The organism is Xanthomonas sp. WHRI 10204 (assembly GCF_040202875.1).
Classification (GTDB): Bacteria; Pseudomonadota; Gammaproteobacteria; order Xanthomonadales; family Xanthomonadaceae; genus Xanthomonas.
The window spans coordinates 225192-244315 of the sequence record NZ_JBEGDW010000003.1; the positions used below are offsets into that span (position 1 = coordinate 225192).

The 19124-nt window shown below is 60.3% G+C and carries 19 protein-coding genes and 2 pseudogenes; 9 read left to right on the forward strand and 12 right to left on the reverse strand.

What is annotated here, in order from left to right; all coding sequences use genetic code 11:
* Positions 1–40: 40 nt before the first annotated feature.
* Positions 41–835: an adenosylmethionine decarboxylase gene (gene speD / locus ABQZ00_RS18105; protein ID WP_005990692.1), complete on the reverse strand. Its 795-nt coding sequence runs from the start codon at positions 833–835 to the stop codon at positions 41–43.
* A gap of 137 nt (positions 836–972) precedes the next feature.
* Between speD and crp the strand changes: the two genes are divergently transcribed.
* Positions 973–1665 (forward strand): cAMP-activated global transcriptional regulator CRP, encoded by a 693-nt coding sequence (gene crp / locus ABQZ00_RS18110; protein ID WP_055853235.1) that lies wholly within the window; start codon positions 973–975, stop codon positions 1663–1665.
* A 316-nt stretch (positions 1666–1981) separates the two neighbouring features.
* Here the strand turns inward: crp and ABQZ00_RS18115 are convergent, their stop codons facing one another.
* The 7 genes and pseudogenes from ABQZ00_RS18115 to ABQZ00_RS18145 all read right to left on the reverse strand — a co-directional run bounded on the left by ABQZ00_RS18115 (position 1982) and on the right by ABQZ00_RS18145 (position 7881).
* Complete coding sequence (locus ABQZ00_RS18115; RefSeq protein ID WP_055853237.1) at positions 1982–2698, reverse strand: haloacid dehalogenase-like hydrolase; 717 nt, start codon at positions 2696–2698, stop codon at positions 1982–1984.
* Positions 2691–3488, reverse strand: a complete 798-nt coding sequence (gene trpC / locus ABQZ00_RS18120) for an indole-3-glycerol phosphate synthase TrpC (protein ID WP_311239007.1) — start codon at positions 3486–3488, stop codon at positions 2691–2693. The genes ABQZ00_RS18115 and trpC overlap by 8 nt, the downstream gene beginning before the upstream one ends.
* Before the next feature lie 141 nt (positions 3489–3629).
* A complete protein-coding gene (gene trpD, locus ABQZ00_RS18125) occupies positions 3630–4667 on the reverse strand; it encodes an anthranilate phosphoribosyltransferase (protein WP_115552772.1) in 1038 nt (345 codons plus the stop codon).
* A 126-nt stretch (positions 4668–4793) separates the two neighbouring features.
* Positions 4794–5426 (reverse strand): flavin reductase family protein, encoded by a 633-nt coding sequence (locus ABQZ00_RS18130; RefSeq protein WP_323538552.1) that lies wholly within the window; start codon positions 5424–5426, stop codon positions 4794–4796.
* A 202-nt stretch (positions 5427–5628) separates the two neighbouring features.
* A complete protein-coding gene (locus tag ABQZ00_RS18135; protein WP_055853244.1) occupies positions 5629–6207 on the reverse strand; it encodes an anthranilate synthase component II in 579 nt (192 codons plus the stop codon).
* A gap of 604 nt (positions 6208–6811) precedes the next feature.
* Positions 6812–7676, reverse strand: a pseudogene (locus ABQZ00_RS18140) (IS3 family transposase); the annotation flags it as partial.
* Positions 7677–7743: 67 nt separating this feature from the next.
* A complete protein-coding gene (locus ABQZ00_RS18145; RefSeq protein WP_503064295.1) occupies positions 7744–7881 on the reverse strand; it encodes a transposase in 138 nt (45 codons plus the stop codon).
* A gap of 188 nt (positions 7882–8069) precedes the next feature.
* Between ABQZ00_RS18145 and ABQZ00_RS18150 the strand changes: the two genes are divergently transcribed.
* The 3 genes from ABQZ00_RS18150 to ABQZ00_RS18160 all read left to right on the forward strand — a co-directional run bounded on the left by ABQZ00_RS18150 (position 8070) and on the right by ABQZ00_RS18160 (position 12170).
* Entirely contained in the window at positions 8070–8732 is a 663-nt protein-coding gene (locus ABQZ00_RS18150) for an imm11 family protein (RefSeq protein WP_323522819.1), read from the forward strand.
* Positions 8733–9628: 896 nt separating this feature from the next.
* Positions 9629–11611 carry an XVIPCD domain-containing protein gene (locus ABQZ00_RS18155; protein WP_503064304.1) on the forward strand — a complete coding sequence of 661 codons (1983 nt, stop codon included), beginning with the start codon at positions 9629–9631 and terminating at the stop codon, positions 11609–11611.
* Positions 11612–11711: 100 nt separating this feature from the next.
* Entirely contained in the window at positions 11712–12170 is a 459-nt protein-coding gene (locus ABQZ00_RS18160; protein ID WP_323522817.1) for a hypothetical protein, read from the forward strand.
* Between the two features lie 97 nt (positions 12171–12267).
* On the opposite strand, the pseudogene ABQZ00_RS18165 reads toward ABQZ00_RS18160, so the two are convergent.
* Positions 12268–12719 (reverse strand): annotated as a pseudogene (locus ABQZ00_RS18165) (DDE-type integrase/transposase/recombinase); the annotation flags it as partial.
* A gap of 427 nt (positions 12720–13146) precedes the next feature.
* On the opposite strand from ABQZ00_RS18165, the gene ABQZ00_RS18170 reads away from it, so the two are divergent.
* From ABQZ00_RS18170 to ABQZ00_RS18190, 5 genes are all read left to right on the forward strand, one after another.
* Positions 13147–13989, forward strand: a complete 843-nt coding sequence (locus ABQZ00_RS18170) for a hypothetical protein (RefSeq protein ID WP_323522816.1) — start codon at positions 13147–13149, stop codon at positions 13987–13989.
* A 125-nt stretch (positions 13990–14114) separates the two neighbouring features.
* Positions 14115–14519: a helix-turn-helix transcriptional regulator gene (locus ABQZ00_RS18175; RefSeq protein WP_323522815.1), complete on the forward strand. Its 405-nt coding sequence runs from the start codon at positions 14115–14117 to the stop codon at positions 14517–14519.
* A gap of 12 nt (positions 14520–14531) precedes the next feature.
* Positions 14532–14819 carry a hypothetical protein gene (locus ABQZ00_RS18180; protein WP_323522814.1) on the forward strand — a complete coding sequence of 96 codons (288 nt, stop codon included), beginning with the start codon at positions 14532–14534 and terminating at the stop codon, positions 14817–14819.
* A complete protein-coding gene (locus ABQZ00_RS18185) occupies positions 14816–16255 on the forward strand; it encodes a YfjI family protein (RefSeq protein ID WP_323522813.1) in 1440 nt (479 codons plus the stop codon). The genes ABQZ00_RS18180 and ABQZ00_RS18185 overlap by 4 nt, the downstream gene beginning before the upstream one ends.
* Before the next feature lie 651 nt (positions 16256–16906).
* Complete coding sequence (locus ABQZ00_RS18190) at positions 16907–17623, forward strand: MobA/MobL family protein (protein ID WP_323522812.1); 717 nt, start codon at positions 16907–16909, stop codon at positions 17621–17623.
* 361 nt (positions 17624–17984) lie between these two features.
* On the opposite strand, the gene ABQZ00_RS18195 is transcribed toward ABQZ00_RS18190, so the two are convergent.
* From ABQZ00_RS18195 to ABQZ00_RS18205, 3 genes are read right to left on the reverse strand one after another with little or no spacing between them, the layout of a single operon-like run.
* A complete protein-coding gene (locus ABQZ00_RS18195; RefSeq protein ID WP_323522811.1) occupies positions 17985–18617 on the reverse strand; it encodes a hypothetical protein in 633 nt (210 codons plus the stop codon).
* Positions 18618–18627: 10 nt separating this feature from the next.
* The gene (locus ABQZ00_RS18200; protein WP_323522810.1) at positions 18628–18897 is read right to left on the reverse strand and encodes a hypothetical protein; all 270 of its coding nucleotides are present in this window, start codon (positions 18895–18897) and stop codon (positions 18628–18630) included.
* Positions 18898–18899: 2 nt separating this feature from the next.
* A complete protein-coding gene (locus ABQZ00_RS18205; protein WP_323522809.1) occupies positions 18900–19118 on the reverse strand; it encodes a hypothetical protein in 219 nt (72 codons plus the stop codon).
* Positions 19119–19124 lie beyond the last annotated feature (6 nt).

The following is a 19124-nucleotide window of genomic DNA, read 5'->3' on the forward strand; positions in this document are numbered from 1 at the left end:
CGCACCTGCGAACAGGCGCGCAAGCGGTCGTTCTTTGCGATTACTCGCTCAGGTTGCGCCCGTGGAACAGCTCTTCGATCTCGCGCTTGAGCAGCGTTTCGATCTTCATACGCTCCTTGAACGACAGGTTCTTGGCGCGCTCTTCGAACAGGTACTGATCGAGATCGAAATCCTTCAGGTGCATCTTCGTGTGGAAGATATTTTCCTGGTAGACGTTGACGTCGAACATCTCGTAACGCGACTTCACATTCTTGGCAAGAAAGTGCTGGATCGAGTTGATCTTGTGATCGATGTAGTGCTTTTTACCCTTCACGTCACGCGTAAAGCCGCGCACGCGGTAATCCATGATCACGATGTCCGATTCCAGACTCTCGATCAGGTAGTTCAGCGCCTTCAGCGGCGAGATGACGCCGCAGGTGGCAACGTCGATGTCGGCGCGGAACGTGGCGATGCCTTCCTGCGGATGCGTCTCCGGGTATGTGTGCACAGTGATATGGCTCTTGTCCATATGAGCAACCACAGCGTCGGAGATGAGCTCCTTGCCGGCCTGCTTCTTGTCGATCACCGGCTCTTCGGAAATCAGGATCGTCACCGATGCGCCCTGCGGATCGTAGTCCTGACGTGCGATATTGAGGATGTTGGCGCCAATGATCTCGGCCACATCGGTCAGGATCTGCGTCAGACGATCGGCGTCGTACTGCTCATCGATGTACTCGATGTAGCGCTGACGCTCCTCTTCAGTACGCGCGTAACAGACGTCGTAGATGTTGAAGCTCAACGCCTTGGTGAGGTTGTTGAACCCCTGTAGCCTCAGGCGAGGCAACGGCTTGACCACGTCGGTCTGTCCTTATGGAAGGCGGGAAAGGAAACAATTATGAGCCAAAGATCCCAGCAACGAAATGCCGATGTTAAGAATGGTTTACCTTGCATGACTCATGCCGTTAAGCTTCAGGAATTACACGCGGAACTACCATGAGCCCAGGAAACACGACGGTTGTCACTACGACGGTACGTAACGCTTCCCCTTCGCTGGCGCTGGACGCAGGCACCATTGAGCGTTTTCTTGCGCACAGCCACCGCAGGCGCTATCCGACCCGGACCGATGTGTTCCGGCCAGGAGACCCGGCTGGCACCCTCTACTACGTCATCAGCGGCTCGGTAAGCATCATTGCCGAGGAAGATGACGATCGTGAGTTGGTGCTGGGCTACTTCGGTAACGGCGAGTTCGTTGGCGAGATGGGGTTGTTCATCGAATCCGATACGCGCGAGGTGATCCTGCGCACCCGCACCCAGTGCGAGTTGGCGGAGATCAGCTACGAGCGCCTGCAGCAGCTGTTTCAGACCAGTTTGTCGCCGGATGCCCCCCGCATCCTTTACGCGCTGGGCGTTCAGCTTTCAAAACGACTGCTCGACACCACAAGGAAAGCCAGCCGCCTGGCGTTCCTGGATGTGACCGACCGCATCGTGCGCACCTTGCACGATCTGTCCAAGGAACCGGAAGCGATGAGCCATCCGCAGGGCACGCAGCTGCGTGTCTCGCGACAGGAGCTGGCACGCCTGGTCGGTTGCTCGCGCGAGATGGCCGGACGTGTGCTCAAGAAGCTGCAGGCCGATGGCCTGCTGCATGCACGCGGCAAGACTGTCGTGCTGTACGGCACGCGCTAAGCGCACGATGCAGCCAGTGCCCAGCGCACTGGCTGCATGCCGAGACGGCAGAATTTAGGCAATGTTGCTGTGTTCTTGGGCTCGCTTGGCGCGCCGCAATACTGCAGTTTTGCGCGATACCTCTTATACGAGTGTTTTCGACCGATCAGACCGCACGGTCTGCATCGCGACTGCATCACAGTCCTGACGATCCGTTGATTGCAGCAACCTCATGCGCGTGCCGCCTACTCACTTGCGAGGCGGGCAGCCGGTAGCCGGACTGGGCGATGTCTTTGTCAGTTGCACACAGTCCGCCACATAGAGGCTTGCGCCTGTCTCAGAGCGCCTTGCCACCACGGTCGCGGCAACCCCAATTGAGGATCGGCGTGCCGGCGGGCAGCACCTGGCGGAACAGGTCTTCGCGATTGGCCTTGGGATTGACCACCACCGGTGCGCGTGCGGCCTTCAACAACGGCAAGTCTGCGGTGCTGTCCGAATACGCGATGGCGATGTCCGCGTAGCCGCGTTCGCGCAGCATGCGCATCTTTTCTTCGTTGTGGCAGTGACGCCGCGCAGTGACCGCGCCCAGCCGTGGCCCGACCAGGCTGCCGATGACCGGCACGTCCTGATGGGCGACGAAACCGAGAATCGCGCGCGCCAGCTCGGGCGGCGCGCCGGTGGCGACCACCACGCGATCGCCGGCGGCCCGGTGGTCGGTGAAGACTTTCAATGCATGCGGAAGCAGACGCTGCCGGATCTGCGCTTCATGCTTGAGCACGTAAGCATCGATGAAGCGATTGAACTCGCGCGTACGGTGCAGGCCGAACGTGGCGATCCAGACATAGCCGGACACCCCGCGGCGGCGGGTGGGCAGCATCGCCACCATGGGCCCGAGAATCGGCGAGGCCAATACCGCGACCAGCAGACGTAACGGATTGCGCTTGATCAACCAGGCAAACAGATGGCTGCCGGAATCGCCGTCGTACAAGGTGTGGTCGAAGTCGAAGACCACCAACGGCGCATCGTCGCGCGGTGCGGGAAACGACTCAGTCATGCGCAAAGAATAGCTGACGCAGCGACTCGCCGGGTTCGGGCGCGCGCATGAAGGTCTCGCCGACCAGAAACGCGTTCACACCATGGCCGCGCATCAGCTGGACATCGGCATGGGTGACGATGCCGCTTTCGGTGACCAGGATGCGGTCGCGCGGCACCGCGGCGCGCATGTCCAGCGTGGTCTGCAGCGACACCTCGAAGGTGCGCAGATTGCGATTGTTGATGCCGATCAGCGGCACCGGCACCTGCACCGCGCGCTCGAGCTCGTCGATGTCGTGCACTTCCACCAGCACGTCCAGGCCCAGCTGCATCGCCAATCCGGACAGATCGACCAGCTGCGCGTCTTCCAGCGCCGAGACGATCAACAGAATGCAGTCGGCACCCAACACGCGCGCTTCGTAGACCTGATAAGGGTCGACGGTGAAATCCTTGCGCAAGACCGGCAGCGTGCAGGCGTCGCGCGCCTGGCGCAGGTAGGCATCGGCGCCCTGGAAGAAATCCACGTCGGTCAGCACCGACAGGCAACTGGCGCCGCCGAATTCGTAGCTGACCGCGATGTCGGCGGGGTGGAAATCGGGGCGAATCACGCCCTTGGATGGGCTGGCCTTCTTCACTTCGGCGATCACGGCCGGGTCGCCGGCAGCGATGCTGGCCTGCATGGCCGCGGCGAAACCGCGCGTGAGCGGCAAATCTGCGCTGCGCGCGATCAGCTCGGCCAGCGGCACGCGTGCACTGCGCTCGGCGACTTCGTCGGCCTTGCGGGCAAGGATGGTGTTGAGGATATCGCTCATCGTATCGGGTCCTGGCGGGCGGGCATTATCGGTCAAGACGGCCGCAATGGGCCGCGGCTGCACGCCAACCTGCGCAGCATGCCTGCGGAAGGGTGAAGATGCCGCCGCATGATTGCCGAAGCATTGCAGCGCCAGGCATGGTCAGTGCGATGCGCCGACCTGGCGCGTAAAGGCGACATACGCGTCCAATTTGGCGCGCGCCGAGCCATCGGCCAGCACGGCGCGGGCGCGCACGATGCCTTCGGCGATGCTGTCGGCAACGCCGGCGACGTACAGCGCAGCGCCAGCATTGAGCGCAACGATATCCAGCGCCGGGCCGGGTACGTTCTCCAGCACCTGCAGCAGCATCGCGCGCGACTCGGCGGCGTCTGCCACCTTGAGGTTGCGGCTGGCCGACATGGCAATACCGAAATCTTCCGGATGCACTTCGTATTCGCGCACCTGGCCGTCGCGCAGTTCGCCAACCAGGGTGCCGGCACCGAGCGAGAGTTCGTCCATGCCGTCGCGCCCCCACACCACCAAGGCGCGTTCGGCGCCCAGCTCTTGCAACACGCGCGCCTGGATGCCGACCAGATCCGGATGGAACACGCCCATCAGGATGTTGGGCGAACCGGCCGGATTGGTCAGCGGGCCCAGGATGTTGAAGATGGTGCGCACGCCCATTTCGCGACGCACCGGCGCCACCACCTTCATGGCCGGGTGATGCACCGGCGCATACATGAAACCGATGCCGGTCTGCGCCAGCGATGCGGCGACCTGCTCGGGCTGCAATTCGATCACCGCGCCGAGGGCTTCCAGTGCATCGGCGCTGCCGGATTTGGATGAGACGCTGCGATTGCCGTGCTTGGCCACCCTGGCACCGCCGGCGGCGGCCACGAACATCGCGCAGGTGGAGATGTTGAACGTATGCGACCCATCGCCGCCGGTGCCGACGATGTCGACCATGTGCTGGCGATCGCTCACCTCCACGCGGCGCGAGAACTCGCGCATGACGGTAGCGGCGCCGGCAATTTCGCCGATGGTTTCCTTCTTGACCCGCAGCCCGGTGAGAATGGCGGCGACCATCATGTCGGAGACTTCGCCGCGCATGATCTGCCGCATCAATTCGACCATTTCGTCATGGAAGATTTCGCGATGTTCGATGGTGCGCTGCAGGGCTTCTTGGGGCGTGATGGGCATGGGAACGGCCATAGACAGAAGGAAAACGGCTGCAAGCGAGGGCCTGCAGTGTGTCGCGCAGGGATCACTGCGCGGGGCTGTTACAGGCAGCCAGGTGCGCAGGACCGAATCGATGCGGTCAGTCGGTCATTGGCCGGGCCGACGCATCTGGAAGCGCGCCTGCGGCTGCACTTCGAAATAATCGGCCGGGCCACCGGCACGCAAAATGGTCTGCACCTTGGCCGGGTCGTAGACGCCGTTATCGAGCGCGGCGTGCGCAAGATGCACGCCCACCACTTCGCCAAGCACCAGCCAGGTTTCTACGGCCTGACCGCTTGCACTGTGCAGCTGCACCAATTGACTCAACCGACATTCGAAACTGACCGGGCTTGCCGCCACACGCGGCGCATCGATCAAACGCGACGGCGCCATCTGCAAGCCGGCAAGCGCAAACTCGTCGACCTCCGACGGCACCATCGCCGCGCTCGCGTTCATTGCTTCGGCGAGCGGGCGCGTGGCCAGATTCCAGGTGAACTGACCGGTCGCTTCGATATTGCGCAAGCTGTCCTTGCGGCCGATGCTGGCAAACCCGACGATCGGCGGGGTGTAGTTGAAGGCGTTGAAGAAGCTATACGGCGCCAGATTGGCGATGCCCTCGGCGCTGTGCGAGCCGATCCAGCCGATCGGGCGCGGACCGACGATGGCATTGAACGGGTCGTGTGGCAGCCCGTGGCCGTGCGCAGGTTCGTAGAAATGCATGCTGTCGTTGGACGTGTTCATCGTGAAGCGACCTTGGCGAATTGCGCAGCGTGCAGGCCTTGCTCAGCGATGGTTTCGCTGTCTGTGTGCTGCAGCGAAACCGTCAGCAACCCACTGCGTATTGCGCCGTAGGCACGCGTGCCGGCGCGGGAGTGCCACGCGGATGTCTCGCGGCCCAGACAAGCTGCACCGCCAGCGGCAACAGGTGTAGCGCCCATCGCGATCACCGCTCCAGAAAGTTTTTCAGCAGGGCATGACCGTGCTGGGTCAGAATCGACTCGGGATGGAATTGCACGCCTTCCACCGGGAACTGACGGTGGCGCAGGCCCATGATCTCTTCCACCGAGCCATCCGGATTCTCGGTCCATGCGGTGACTTCCAGCGCATCCGGCAGGGTGGTCTTGTCCACCACCAGCGAGTGATAGCGCGTGGCCTGGTAACTGTCCGGCAGGCCGGCGAACACCCCCTTGCCCTCGTGGCGGATCGGCGAGGTCTTGCCATGCATGATGTTGCCAGCGCGGATCACATCGCCGCCATACACCTGGCCGATGCTCTGGTGACCCAGGCACACACCAAGGATGGGCGTGGTCTGGCCAAGCTGCTCGATCAATTGCAGCGAGATACCGGCCTCGTTGGGCGTACATGGGCCGGGCGAGATCACGATGCGCTCGGGCTTGAGCGCGGCGATCTGATCGACGCTCATCGCATCGTTGCGCACCACCGTGACCTCGGCGCCCAGTGCCTGCAGGTACTGCACGAGGTTGTAGGTGAAGCTGTCGTAGTTGTCGAGCATGAGCAACATGTCAGGCCTATCTATTTGTTTTTAAAAGGGACAAAGCCCGAAAACACTCACTGATACCCGCTCTGATACCCGCCAATTCGTTTGATACCCGAGCTACTGGGGAGCGAGCAACACAGGATCATATCTTCGCACGGGCTCGCTCGAGCTTTTGGACCCTTGCGCGGCTGCAAGCCTACGAGACTGCCGTGCAAGCCGGTTGACGCCACTGAACGTGAAGTATGGGCTGTGCGCGCAAAACGCCATCTATCACAGCCTCAGGGGTCTGATAGTCGTCGCGCGCCACTATGCTCAGTACAGCGAGACATACGGGCGAGCACAGGGCTACTTGCTCAATTACGTCGCCCAACAAGCCATGGCCGTGTGAGATAACAGATCGGGCCACAAATGAGATGGCTGATAAGACAAAAGCCCTCACGCTGTGCCTGAGCTGTGTCGGGGCCGAAGCCTGAACCACCGCGTGAAGAGCATGGAAGCAGAAACATGACTGCGTCCACGAAGTCCTCGTCCAAGACCCCCGACCTACCCACGCGGCACGGCAAGCCGTGGAGCCCTAAGGAACTTGGAGAACTACTCGACGGCATCAGGCGCGGCATGTCCCGGCTCGAGCGATGCCTTTGCGCTCGGCCCACTCGGCCAAGGCTAATGCGACAACTCCGGGACATTGTCTAGGCGAAGCTTAGCGGGATAGCCGCGCCAGGTCGCGATACGTTCCAACGTGCGGATGACGCGGGCGGTCGGAAGATTGAAGCCCACTTCGATCGCCAAGGCTTCCCGACTGAAATCGTCGATGACATTGAACGTGCGAAAACGCCGACCGTCCCATAACGCATCGGACATGAAGTCGATTGACCATCCGGCATTGGGCCGTTGTCCGCACGCCAGCGGCTGTGGATGGCGCGTCGGGACCCGGCGCCTGCTGCGACGACGTTGATTGAGCTTCATCAGGCAATACACGCGCCACACCCTTTTGTGATTCCACACATGCCCACGACGGCGGATGAGTTGAAACAGCTTTCCAAAACCACGCTCGGGAAAGCGCTCGGCCAATTCGGACAACAGCGTAATGACCTCCTCGTCGCGATCGGGACGGCGCCGATAGTGCGCTGTCGAGCGCGCCACGCCAACGACTGAACAGGCCCGGCGCTCGCTCCAGCCATGCTGCTCGACGAGCCAGGCAAGAAGCGGGCGCTTGTGCGCCGGGTCTACAGCTTTTTTGCGATGACATCCTTTAGTGCATGGTTTTCCATTGCAAGCTCGGCATACATGCGTTTGAACTTGCTGTGCTCGGTCTCCAGGTCGCGAAAGCGCTGCATATCAGCTGCCTCCATGCCACCGTACTTGGACTTCCAGACGTAGTAGGTCGCCTCGGAAATGCCCAGCTCGCGACGGACATCCTTGACCTGGCGGCCGCGCTCGACCCGCTTCAGCGTGGGGACGATCTGGCTCTCGGTGACCTTGCTCTTGCGCATGCTTGGTCTCCTTGGGGCTAGTGTGCCCGGAGACCTCTAACTATGGATGGATCAAGTTTACGGGGAGTCAAAACTTGGACTTCCAGACGTAATAGGTCGGCTCGCTGATCCCGTGCTTGCGGCAGGTCTCGCCAACCCTTGCACCGGCCTCGACTTCTTTGAGGATCCGAACCATCTGTTCTTCGGTGAACTTCGACTTCTTCATACAGAGCTCCTTGGGATGGAACTCTACTTCCAAGTGGATCGAGTTAACGAGGACGCTTCAACGGGGCGCCAATGGTGGAGGTCTCCCTAGCGCATGTTCGGCCACCTGCCTTACAGGCATGCCGCCCATTGCCATAGAATCCCTCACACCAAAGGAATCAGCTGCGATCTGCGGCGCACCCGTCCACGATGGAAATCACCATGAACGATGAGGCAGCAATCCCCGTCACTGTCGCGAGCGACTCCCATCTGGGGGAATTTTTTGTCCTCCGGCCAAGCTTCCGAGGCAATGGTCAAAGCGCTGGCTTGAAGATTGCCAATGAAGAATTGCTTCTGCCCCCTGGCATGAACACCATGGATCCTCCCAATGGTGATCCGAGCCAGTATCCGGTGAGGCCACACCTAGTGCAGGTGCCGGGACAGCAAGAGATGCCGCGTGATTTCGAGAAGCTGGCGGGCATCTGGATCGTTTCGGAAGCATTGAAGCAGGTGTTCGACACCTTCGATTCGGAAGGCTTCGCCTTCGCGGCATGCGACTTCACCCTTGCCGACGGCACGCAGGGTCCTCAGTACTACCTCTGCAGCGTGACGCGTTGGCTTGATGCGATTGACGAGAGTGAATCGCGGGTCCAGATCGAGATCGAACACGATTACGAGACCGGGCAAGACCTCAACTTCTACAGCGTATCCGGCGGTGCAAGCCTTGTATTCAAGCGCGAGGTCGTTGGTAACGCCCACATCTTCCGCCAGTCACGCCTAGGAACCGAGGCCATTTGTGACCGCGTTCTGTTCGATGCCTTGAACGCAGCCCAACTTAGCGGCCCTTCGCTGCGAGACGCCGCAGACCTCTGACGCGTCAAACCCTCGATACGGATTTCTGAGCGGGAGTTGCACCGATGGCTGATACACCGGCTTTCCAAGGGCACCATGTCATTGAGCAAGCGGCTTTCAGTGAGAGCCGCTTGCTGCAGTCGCTTTCCAGAAGCGGTCTGTTCGAGCTGCATGGTCCACGCAACATCCTCAATCTTCCTGCGGACCAAGCACTGGCCGCGAGGATGGGTTTGTCGCCTCACCCCGGTGGACCGCTTGGGGCGTACTCAGAGGAACTTGCGAATCGGCTTGAAAGATTGGAACTGTCCCCCGACGGGCAAGCAACGCTGCGCGGCGATCAAGCCGCAGCACAGCGCATCGCGGCTAGAGTCAACGGCCTGACCGACACACTCAAGGTGGGCTTGGTCAATGGCGACCTTGTAAGCAACACGCCGCAGGGCATGACCCCACAGCAGGCGAACGCAAAGATCCGGGCCTTTCATGGCGATCTCGCGGCTTACCAACAAAGTCATGCTGGGCAGATTGCCGATGTGGGGAAGATGGCCGCAGCAGAGGCGCGCTGGGCCGGCGTGACGCGGTCTGAAGGCAATGTCCAACTTGCGTTGGACGCGATCGATCAGCCGGGAACCTCCACCCTCAGTGATAGATGGGGCGGCCGGCAATCACTGGGCGAAGCAGTCGCTGAAGCGAACCAAGCCGGGCGCCTGCCAATCACACAACCGATGGAGGCGCGTCTGCGCCTCACCTTTCCTCAAGAGATGCCACCGATCCTCGCACGGCCACCGACTGCGCCCTGCATGCCCGGCGTCCCAGGCGAAGGCAGCATCGTGGCCGGCGAAGGGCTTGCTGCAGCAGAAGCGGCCGGAGCGCGCGGGCTTTCTGGTGCTCGCGTCGCGGGTGCTGCCGGCGTAGCGCTGATAGCCTACGACTTCGCCGTGACCGGCCATCGCGTGGTCCAGCTAAGTACGCAAGGCAATGACACAGGGGCCGCCTCAGCGGCCACGCACTTCGTCGGCCGCAACGCTGGCGGTATCGCAGGCGGCTTCCTGCTTGGTGCAGGCTATGGTGCCGTCACAGGGTCGTGGACGGGGCCTGGCGCGCTGGCTACTGGCTTGGTTGGCGGCGTGGCGGGCGCCTACCTTGGCGAACGTTGGGCCGAGAAGCAGGACATCAACCGGATCTACACACAGCCAGACCGCAGCGGCAACGAGTGGACGCGCAACCCGGAAGATCCCCAAGGCACCTGGTCACGCAAGGTGAGCGCACCGATGCCAAACGGCGGTTTTCAGGAAACGCGGCTGGTTGCTGCTGGCCGTCTTGCCGACGAGCTGAATTACCGCGCGGCCAACGACTCGTACTCACTCGGGCTGGCAAATCCACCAAAGCCACAGGATCCATACCGCCTGGATGCCAAGAACGAAACGCATCCGCCGCGCGAACCATTTGAAACGGGCCGCGACTACGTGCGCGATGCGCAGACCGGGAAGTGGCAGCTTGAAATCAGGGAAAATATCGACGGCAAGATACCGATCACACATAACGCCCCGATTAGCACCGAGCGTGCGACCGCGTTGGAGAGCCAATCGCAGACGATCATCGCGCAGAACGCCGCCAACACTCCGGAAGCAACAGCGGCCCGCTACCAGATCGCCTACAACCAATTCGGCTGGAATGAGTTCACCAATCGCGAACCGGTGCCGCAGGCCATCACGAACGCGCGGACGCAACCGCAGCCCTTACAGGCTTCTGACGGTAACTCATATATCCGCGACGCCAGGGGCGAATGGACCACGCCCGGCACGTTCTATGGCACCAATGCGGCCACTGGCAACACACGCGAGGAATTGAACCGAACGTGGCAGAGCCAACAGGCCGGGCTTCAAGACATGGCGTCGATGGCGGAGGTCGCCCGCAGCAATCCCACGCCGACGCAGAGCGACTTGCACAGCCAGGTGGCCGGGATGTACGCCCGCGCTGGCATTACGCGCACTGACGCGCAGATCGATGCAGCCACGACGGCAGTTGCACAAGACCATGCACGCGATACGGGCAAGCAGATGCCCTTTTTCCTGCAGCTGCAGAAAGATGGCTCAATCGCCACGGTGGTTGGCCAGAACGACGACCGCATGGAGATCAGGGCGACCACGACGGCAGCAGAGATATCGCAAGCAGAACGCCAGCAGGCCATACCTGTGAATGCCACCTCGCCCAATCCCCCTACGCAGTCGCCTCAGACGCAGCAGCCTGCAGCACCGCCTACGCAAACCGCCTTACCCAACGCGCCGTCGCCGCAGACAGCACCGGGACGTTCATCTGCGCTGGATGATGACCACGTGCAAGGGCGTGCAGCGTCCACGAGCACGACCACAACACAGGTCGCCGCACCGGGAATGCAGATGGGTGCGCGCTCTGTTGCATCGCACGATCCTCGGGAAGACGAGCAGCTGTCTGTGAATCGTCTGAGCGCCGCCGGCCCGAAGCCACAAGATGCGGCATTGGTGGAGCAGCTACGCTCTTCCATCGCAAGGCTCGATGAAAGCGCCAACAAGCCGTGGGATGAGCGCAGCGATCGCATGGTTGCGAGCGCCTACAAAATAGCCGTGGAGGCGGGATTCAAGCCCGGCGACAAGGTGGACGTGGCACTGAACGTCCCGACCGACAAGCTTCCAGGCGGGGTGACGATGTTCGTGATGCGCTCAGGCCCAGGCTCCTCCCCGGATCCTTTCGCCAACCGGGCACATATGCCGACCAGCGAGGCGCTAGCGGCAGCTCCGGAACAGCAATACCTAGCTGCGAGTCAGACCCGCGATACGCAAGAACAGACTCGATTGCAGGAGCTAGCGCAAGCACGTGACCAGACCCAAAACGACCCGAGCAGGACGGGGCCGAGAATGTCATAACCGGGACAGGTAGCTGATTGAATCGAAAGTTAGACTTTGACAACGACAGCCCACATCTGCCGCGCAGGCATCTGTACCGCGTTTTACGCTAGGAGCAACAATGGCAAAGAAATCGGATGCAGCACGAAAAGCGAAGCTCAAGGAGCGTCGCAAGAGAGCTGAAGAAGCGCAGGCGCGACTACTCACAGCCCCAAGTAAGGTTAAAGATTGGATGGCCGCTTTTGATGCCGAGCGCAACATCATTGTTGAACTCATTGGGGAAGATGGAGCTGTTCTTGCCTACGTTGAGGGTGACGATACGGATTCTTGGACAGTCGTAGTGAAAGATGATCCTGTCGCCGGCACTGATGATGAGATGGTTGCACTTGGCTGGCTCGTCGGCGCCGCAGTTGATGACATCGCAGAAGGCAATGCACCCGTGCTGGTCTACTCGCATTGGATTGTTGAGCAAGTTGAGGCGCGCTGCGAGGCTACAAACCTCGAATGGTACGATTTTCTGCGCTCTCTTTTGCCTGCTGAGAAGCAGCACATGCAGCTCCCGCAACAGCGGACAATGTAGCAGCGCCCACATCGTCTCTTGCCCAGTAAGCGAGGGACGGCGCCACGCCTCATGCGATCTTCGACACACCCATTTCTTGCGTCAGCAGCGAACACCGCGCCGAAAAACTCCTTGCCTTTGTCAGCACGGATGACTTGAGGCGAATCGCGACTGTGCACCAATCGGTCCAGCACGCGTGTCATCGTGGCCCGAGATCGCGCGCTCCACGTCGATTGCGACCGCTTCGCGCGTTGCGTCGTCCAGGGTCACAAAACACATCATCACTCGACCTTCGGCGTTGCGGTCGAACACGAAACCCATTGGCCACACTTGGTTAGCCTGCGATGGCCGCAACAGCGGCTGACCGTCGCCCACGGGTACCTTTTTTCGTTTGCGCCGTCGGACCTTCAGCTGCTGCTCGCAATACAACCGCTCCACGCGCTTGTAGTTCACGAGGCGTTCTTTCTGTCGCAATGTGAGATAGCTCATCGCCACGCCTTAGCGGCGATGGCAATGCGCCAACGCAAGGATGCGCGCGCGCAGTTCGACGTTGCGATCTTCGCTCTCGCACGCCGGCTGCTTGAACTGGTCTCAACCGGCTCCGAAGAACGCTCGCGCATGGTGTGATGGCCTGATTCGTTGAGCCCTCGGCAAGGCGCGCGGATTCATGGCGATAGAGTTCCTTGATGTTTCTTGGCTTCAGTGTATGCAGCATCAACATACTTAAATATGCGAATACTTACATACATACATCTCTTTGAGTTCTGATGCTGCTCATCACTGGGTGCCACTCTCTCTCGATGGACCTATCATAGATATGTGACTTCCTCGACTGGTTCTGATGTTCGAAAATGCAGGGGGAAGCCACTTCCCACCCCTCCTAAAAGCCCGAAGCATCCAGACTAAAAATCGAGCAATGAACACAGCACCTGATCGCACTACACCTTTCAATGACAGGCGCCTCCGGCACCTTAAACTCCCGATAGTTGCACTGAGCTTGGGCGAGCAAAGCCGCAGTCAAGGCCGCTATGACAGCAGCGCGACGTTGCCAACTACCACGGCCCTCCTTGAACGTACCTTGGTGCAGATCAAAACGATCTACGAAGAACGTGCTGCTGCAGGAGAGTCCTTCGAAGAGCGCTGGCTATCCGCCACAGAGAATCTCCAGGAATACGGCAACGCCACCAGCTACAGGCATTGGAAGGAGGAGCGTGCGCGACCAGAGGACGAGTTGAAGCTCTTTCTCCTCCCCTTCATCAAGACCCGTAAGGATTCAGCGGCCAGCAGAAAGGAGGGACACGAAAAATGGCTGCGACAGGCAACGCGTGAAGTCACGGACATCGCCATCGGATACTGGGTTGAAGCAAAGAATGCCGCTGATGCCGGCGACGAGACACGGATGCTGCACGCATTGATCGAGTGCCACTACTACATCGGCATCATCAATTCACCGATGACGCACTCCGAAGCAATGAGCGCGCAAGGCAGCAAGCGCGGCTTGCAACAAAGGCAAGCTCTTGAGCAAGCCGCGATTGAGGTGCTCACGTCATGGATGGAAAGCAGACCGAGAGATGCGTCGCCTAACAAGCGCTTCCACAAGGACGCAATGATGGAGCAGGTATCGGAGGAGCTATTGTCTTCCGAACGGTACGCCGCTGTGGTGGCGGACTACGACAAAACCATCAAAGGCCCCCCTGCAGAAGAGGGCGAGCCAGGGCACCGGCTCGCAGGTCCGCTGCTCCGTTGGGCGACCAAGGAAGCCGCTAAGTACCCAGAGCTCAGTAAGGTGGCCGAAAAGGCCTCCCGCCTCCTTTCTGACCCACTACTACAAAAACGATAGACCGTCAAACTCCAGCCTGTTTTTACCATGACAGGATTCAAAAGCAGCTCCAAAGTGCGACCCCTCAGACGGCAATGACGCCGTCTGAGGGACGGGCTCTCAGCCCACAACCACTTGGAGTCAGCATGAACAACATCGCCAACGCACACCGTCACGCCCGTACCCGCATGGCAGAGCCTGCAGCGCGCAGCGCTTCGGCTTCGAGCCTTGATCAGGTCGACCGCGAGTTCCAGGCCATCGTCCTGAAGCATCTCGAACGCATCCTTGCCTCCTTCCGCAGCAATGGTCAATCGAACCAGACAGGCCAGGCTCCTTCACCTCGCGCGGTACGCCTGCCTGAAGTCCTGCAGTTGCTGGGGATCTCGCGCAGCACGCTGTACAACCGCCTCGACGAGTCTTCTCCGCAGTACGACCCTGACATACCCCGCCCTTTCAAGCTGGGCAAGGGCGACCGCGCACCCACGGCTTGGCTGCACCAGGACATCGTCGTTTACATCGAATCCTGCGCCGCTGCGCGCAGCTCGCACTAAGGAGGCCGACCAATGAACGAGATCAACATCAAGTCGGCTGCCGCCAGCGTGCAGACCCAGGCCGAGCGCATCGCGATGTCGCTGCGCACCCTCAAACCCAATCCGAAGCAGCAGAAGGAGGAGCTGTTTGCCCTGCTCTACCCGGTGATCACCGAGCTGATGGACCAGGGCATCACGCAGAAGTCCATCCTCGCCATGCTGTCCAAGAAGGGGTTGAAGCTCCACCCGGCTCGTTTCAAGGAACTGCTGGAGCAGCACGCCAAGGAAACGGTCACCTCGGACGGGGAGGACGCAGCATGATCCGCCGCAACCCCGACAACTTCCCGACCAACGCGCTGTATCCGCTGATCCGCGACGCCGTACTGGAGACCCAGGACAACCTCCAGGCACCGCTCGCGCTGATCGCCAGTTCCTTCGGCACGGTCATGTCTGCGGCGTGCCAAGGCCTGGTTGTGGTGGAGACACCTACCGGCCAGGAGCGTCCCGCGTCGCTGTTCTACGCAACCATCGCCGACTCCGGTGAGCGCAAGACTGCCTGCGACAATCTCGTAGGTGATCCTTTGCTCGAGTACGACATTCGCCTCGCATCCACCTCCGAGAGCGATATCCATACGTACCAAGCAGAGGTGACCTGCTGGAAGGCAAAGCACAAGGTCCTTCAGCGCAAACTTCAGAAGGCAATCGAGGCAGACTCCGATGAGGAGGTAAATTCGATTCGCACTAAGCTGATCGCACTCAACGCCGAGATGCCGCAGAAAATTGAACACGCCCAGCTGATTCACCAGAGCATCACCGAACGCCCACTGATGGAGGCGTTGCGTGGCGAGGGCAAGTCCGTGGTGATTATGAGTTCCGAGGGTGAAATCATCTTGAAGGGAGGTGTCACCAACAAGTTCGGCGTGATCAATGAGGCGTGGGATTGCCCGAAGATCCTCAGCTTCCAGCGCGCCGACGTGAACTATGTTGCACGGCATCCCAACATGACGCTCAGCTTCATGGTGCAGGAGGAGGTGTTCAAGGACTTCATGGACAAGCGTGGCCGGCTCGCGCGCGGCTCCGGTTTCTTGGCTCGGTTCCTGGTCGCTTGGCCGTCTTCAACCATGGGCTTTCGCTACATGACTCTGGATGAGCCAGTGTGGGAGAAGCTGAAGCTCTTCCACACCCGGGTTCGCGAGCTCCTCGAACTACGTTTCCAAGCTCGCTCGACGCCGGTGCGGCTGACCTTTGCCCAAGAGGCAAAGGAGCTCTGGGTAGACCACCAGAATCGTGTTGAGGCAGCCATGCATAAGGACGGGCAGCTCTTCGGTATCCGCGACTTTGCCGCAAAGGCACTGGACAACGCGAGCCGCCTGGCAGCGATCCTGCACTTTTTCTCGGGCCAGGCGGGGACGGAGATCAGTCACGAGACGCTTAAGCGTGCGCTGGCCGTAGTTAACTGGCACATCAACGAAGCACTTCGGATGTTCAGCGGAGACGATATCCCCGAGGATGAGGATGATGCCTACAAACTGACCAATTTCATGCATCGCAAGTACTACTCACGTGGACGGTCAACTGTTCGCCGCAACCTTCTCCGGAAGGAAGGCCCGATCCGCCATCAGGGACGCTTTGAGGCAGCGCTTGACTACCTCCAAGACACCGGCGTGATACGGGTTCGTTATCACAACGAAGAGAGCGGCAGCGGACCGCTCTGGGTTGAGATGCTGCGGAGCTTCTTTGACAAGCCCTCCTTGTAGAGGGGAGCCCCCCTCCAAGAGCCGCCCACTGGGCGGCTTTTTTGTTCATCTAAGACGCTGCACACCATGCACAGTGCCCCAAAAGTAGCGGTGTGCATTGTATGCACGGCCTAGGGCGAGAAGCTTCTGCCGGGGCTAGCACCCAGCCCCTCTCCCCGATGATCTGCGGGCAGCGGAGGCACCGACGATGCAACTTGGTGTCAGGACGCATTCACTGGCGTATCAGCGCTCCAGCACTGCGGCTAGCGCGCGCTGGATCTTGGGGCATCAGGCAGGGCCTTCGACGCTTGCCCGGCGTGTCACCTCCAGATGAGTAACTGTTCCGGTCCGATACTTCTTGCTTCCTCAGCTCTGACGTCCCCAAGGCAGGCGCTGGCTCCCTAGTATCCTGCACTAGCCAACAGCCGCAGGATGTTCGCTCCAAAGATCATTCATACGAAGTCGATGATCGGTATTTTTCTACCGGAAGGGTAACCGTATGTACGGATACACCGCACACACCCCGCACACCCCGATCAGACAACAGCGTACTCGCCTCCATTGAGAGCCTCTGTTGGTCAACCACACATAGGGGAGGAATGAGGAGGCGGACTTAACGTTTCTCAAAATGTGCGCCTGCCCACGCCTTCCTGCGCAACCGGAGTAGCACCAGTGTTCGAGTTCCACGCAGAAATCAAGAAAGGAAACAAAGGCAGCGCCGCCGAGCACTGCCGGTACGATGCCCGCATGGGCAAGTGGGCTGCGCAAGATGACCTACTCGCTTTCGCCTTCGACAACATGCCCGAGTGGAGCCGGGACCATCCATTGACGTTCTGGAAGTACGCTGACGAGTGGGAGCGCAATGGCGGCGCCGCCTATCGAGAGTGGATCATTGCCCTCCCCAACCAGCTGAGCATCGAGACCAACATATCTTTGATGAAGGAGATCGCGCAGGCTGTTGTCGGGCCGCGCCCTTGGCAGGCCGCCCTGCATGGCCCAGAGGCAGAGCTTGGCGGGTGCATCAATCTCCACTGCCATCTAATGTACTCCGATCGCCCTGACGACGGCACCGCACGTCCTGCCGATCGCTATTTCACCCGTTACAACCCAGCCCATCCCGAGCGTGGCGGCTGCAGGAAGCTCAGTGGCGGCAAGACGCCGTTCGAGATGAGCCAGGATCTCGTCGCATCTAGGATGACGATCTCCACGATCATCAATCGGTACCTGGCCGAAGCAGGCCTCTCGTGGCAGGTCGATCACCGCAGTTTCAGAGCACGCGGCATCGACCGCAAGGCCGAGACCCATTTGGGCAAGGCGCAAATCAGGCACATGAGCCAAACGCAACGGGATGAATACGTTGCTAACCGCCAGTCGGCGCACAGCTTGTGAGGCTCAACTGTGCGCCGCGCCTTCATCAACCACTTCGGGCCCGCGACTTTGCTAGCAAGAACTTAAGCTGCAACCGTCGTGGCAGCTCGGAAACGATGCCAGATCATGCTTCACAGCCTAGAGCCTATCCAATTTGCCTGGCGATCTTCTGCTGGCATTGCTACAGCATGTAGAGCCAGAGAGCGCAAGCAAGAATACGCAATGAGGTCGGTTGGCAGAGCCGTTGACACTTTGACTGCGCTTAGTGGCCTCGGACACCAGATCCCCCTCACCTTAGAGCGTCTGCAAAAAAAGAATGGCTCGGCGTCGGTACTACGTAAAGGGAGCAGATGCTCCCTTTACGTAGTGAGGCAGGCAGAGATTAGGGTGATGGCTGCACCTGCAGCCACTTGCCTCCGTGGAAGACGTACAAGCTTTCCTCTTCCGTAGAGGGACAGCAAGCCGGATCATCGGGTCCTGGCACCAGCAACGTCACATGCACGGTGCCGTCCTTCAAGCTCACCTTCTGGGCTGCGACCCCGAAGCCAGCTACCGACGTCGTGCCGGCCAGCTGCAACTGGGAACCCTCCTTGCGTTCAAATGCCGCCAGATAACTGCCCGCACCATTGCCGTTTCCGCTACCCTCTAACGTATAAAGGGCCACCACTTCTGGCTTGCCATCCGCGGTCAGATCGCCTTCGATCACCTTCCGCGCGTCCTTGTACTCGGTCGCTCCGTCAGCCTTCCTCGCCTCTTGGGCGATGGCTGCGTTGATGACCTCAGCGTCCGGGGTGATCTGGACAGCTTCCAGCGCAGGCGCTTTCTCTGACTCAGCTGTTACGCCCTTGGCTGCATCGCACTGGATAGCTTCGGCCTCTACTCGCTTGGTACCCGCGGGCACCTTGCAACCAGCGAGATTGAGCTCGCCGGCTTTTGTTACCTCATCTGCGTTACCACATCCTGTTACGGCTAGCGTGGCTAGCAGGATCATCGTGGACCGGTAAATCTGCTTCATCTTCATTTCCTTATCGCTTCCTGCACTGTTGTGCGGCATCGGCCAATTGATCGATGAAGTCCGGGGGCGGAGAGCCCTCGGACTGAATTGCAACAATTCCTTCTTCCCCGTAATGCGCCTGCAGCTTGTCGAAAGCGCATTCGCAGACAGACTCGCTCCCTCCGCTGCTGGCACAGCTGCCGATGAATTCGCTGCGTGCCTTGTCCGCCTTGCTGCTGCATGCTCCAAGCATCAGCAACGCCGCCAGAGCGGCCGCAACCTTCGCGATATCTCGTGCCATGACTAGGCCCTCCTTTGCACAAGGACCAGCACGCCGCCGATGACGCCAAGCCAAATCAACCCGCTGAGAAGCCCCCCGAACGACGGGAACACAATTGCTGGCCAGACCAGCGCGCGGCCGAGGTTGTAGGCAAAGCCTTTGTAGGCGTATTGCCCCCAATTGGCGAAACAGATTGCAGCAACTACGACCGAGGCTCCGTAGAGCCCAATCAGATATTTCATCTCTTT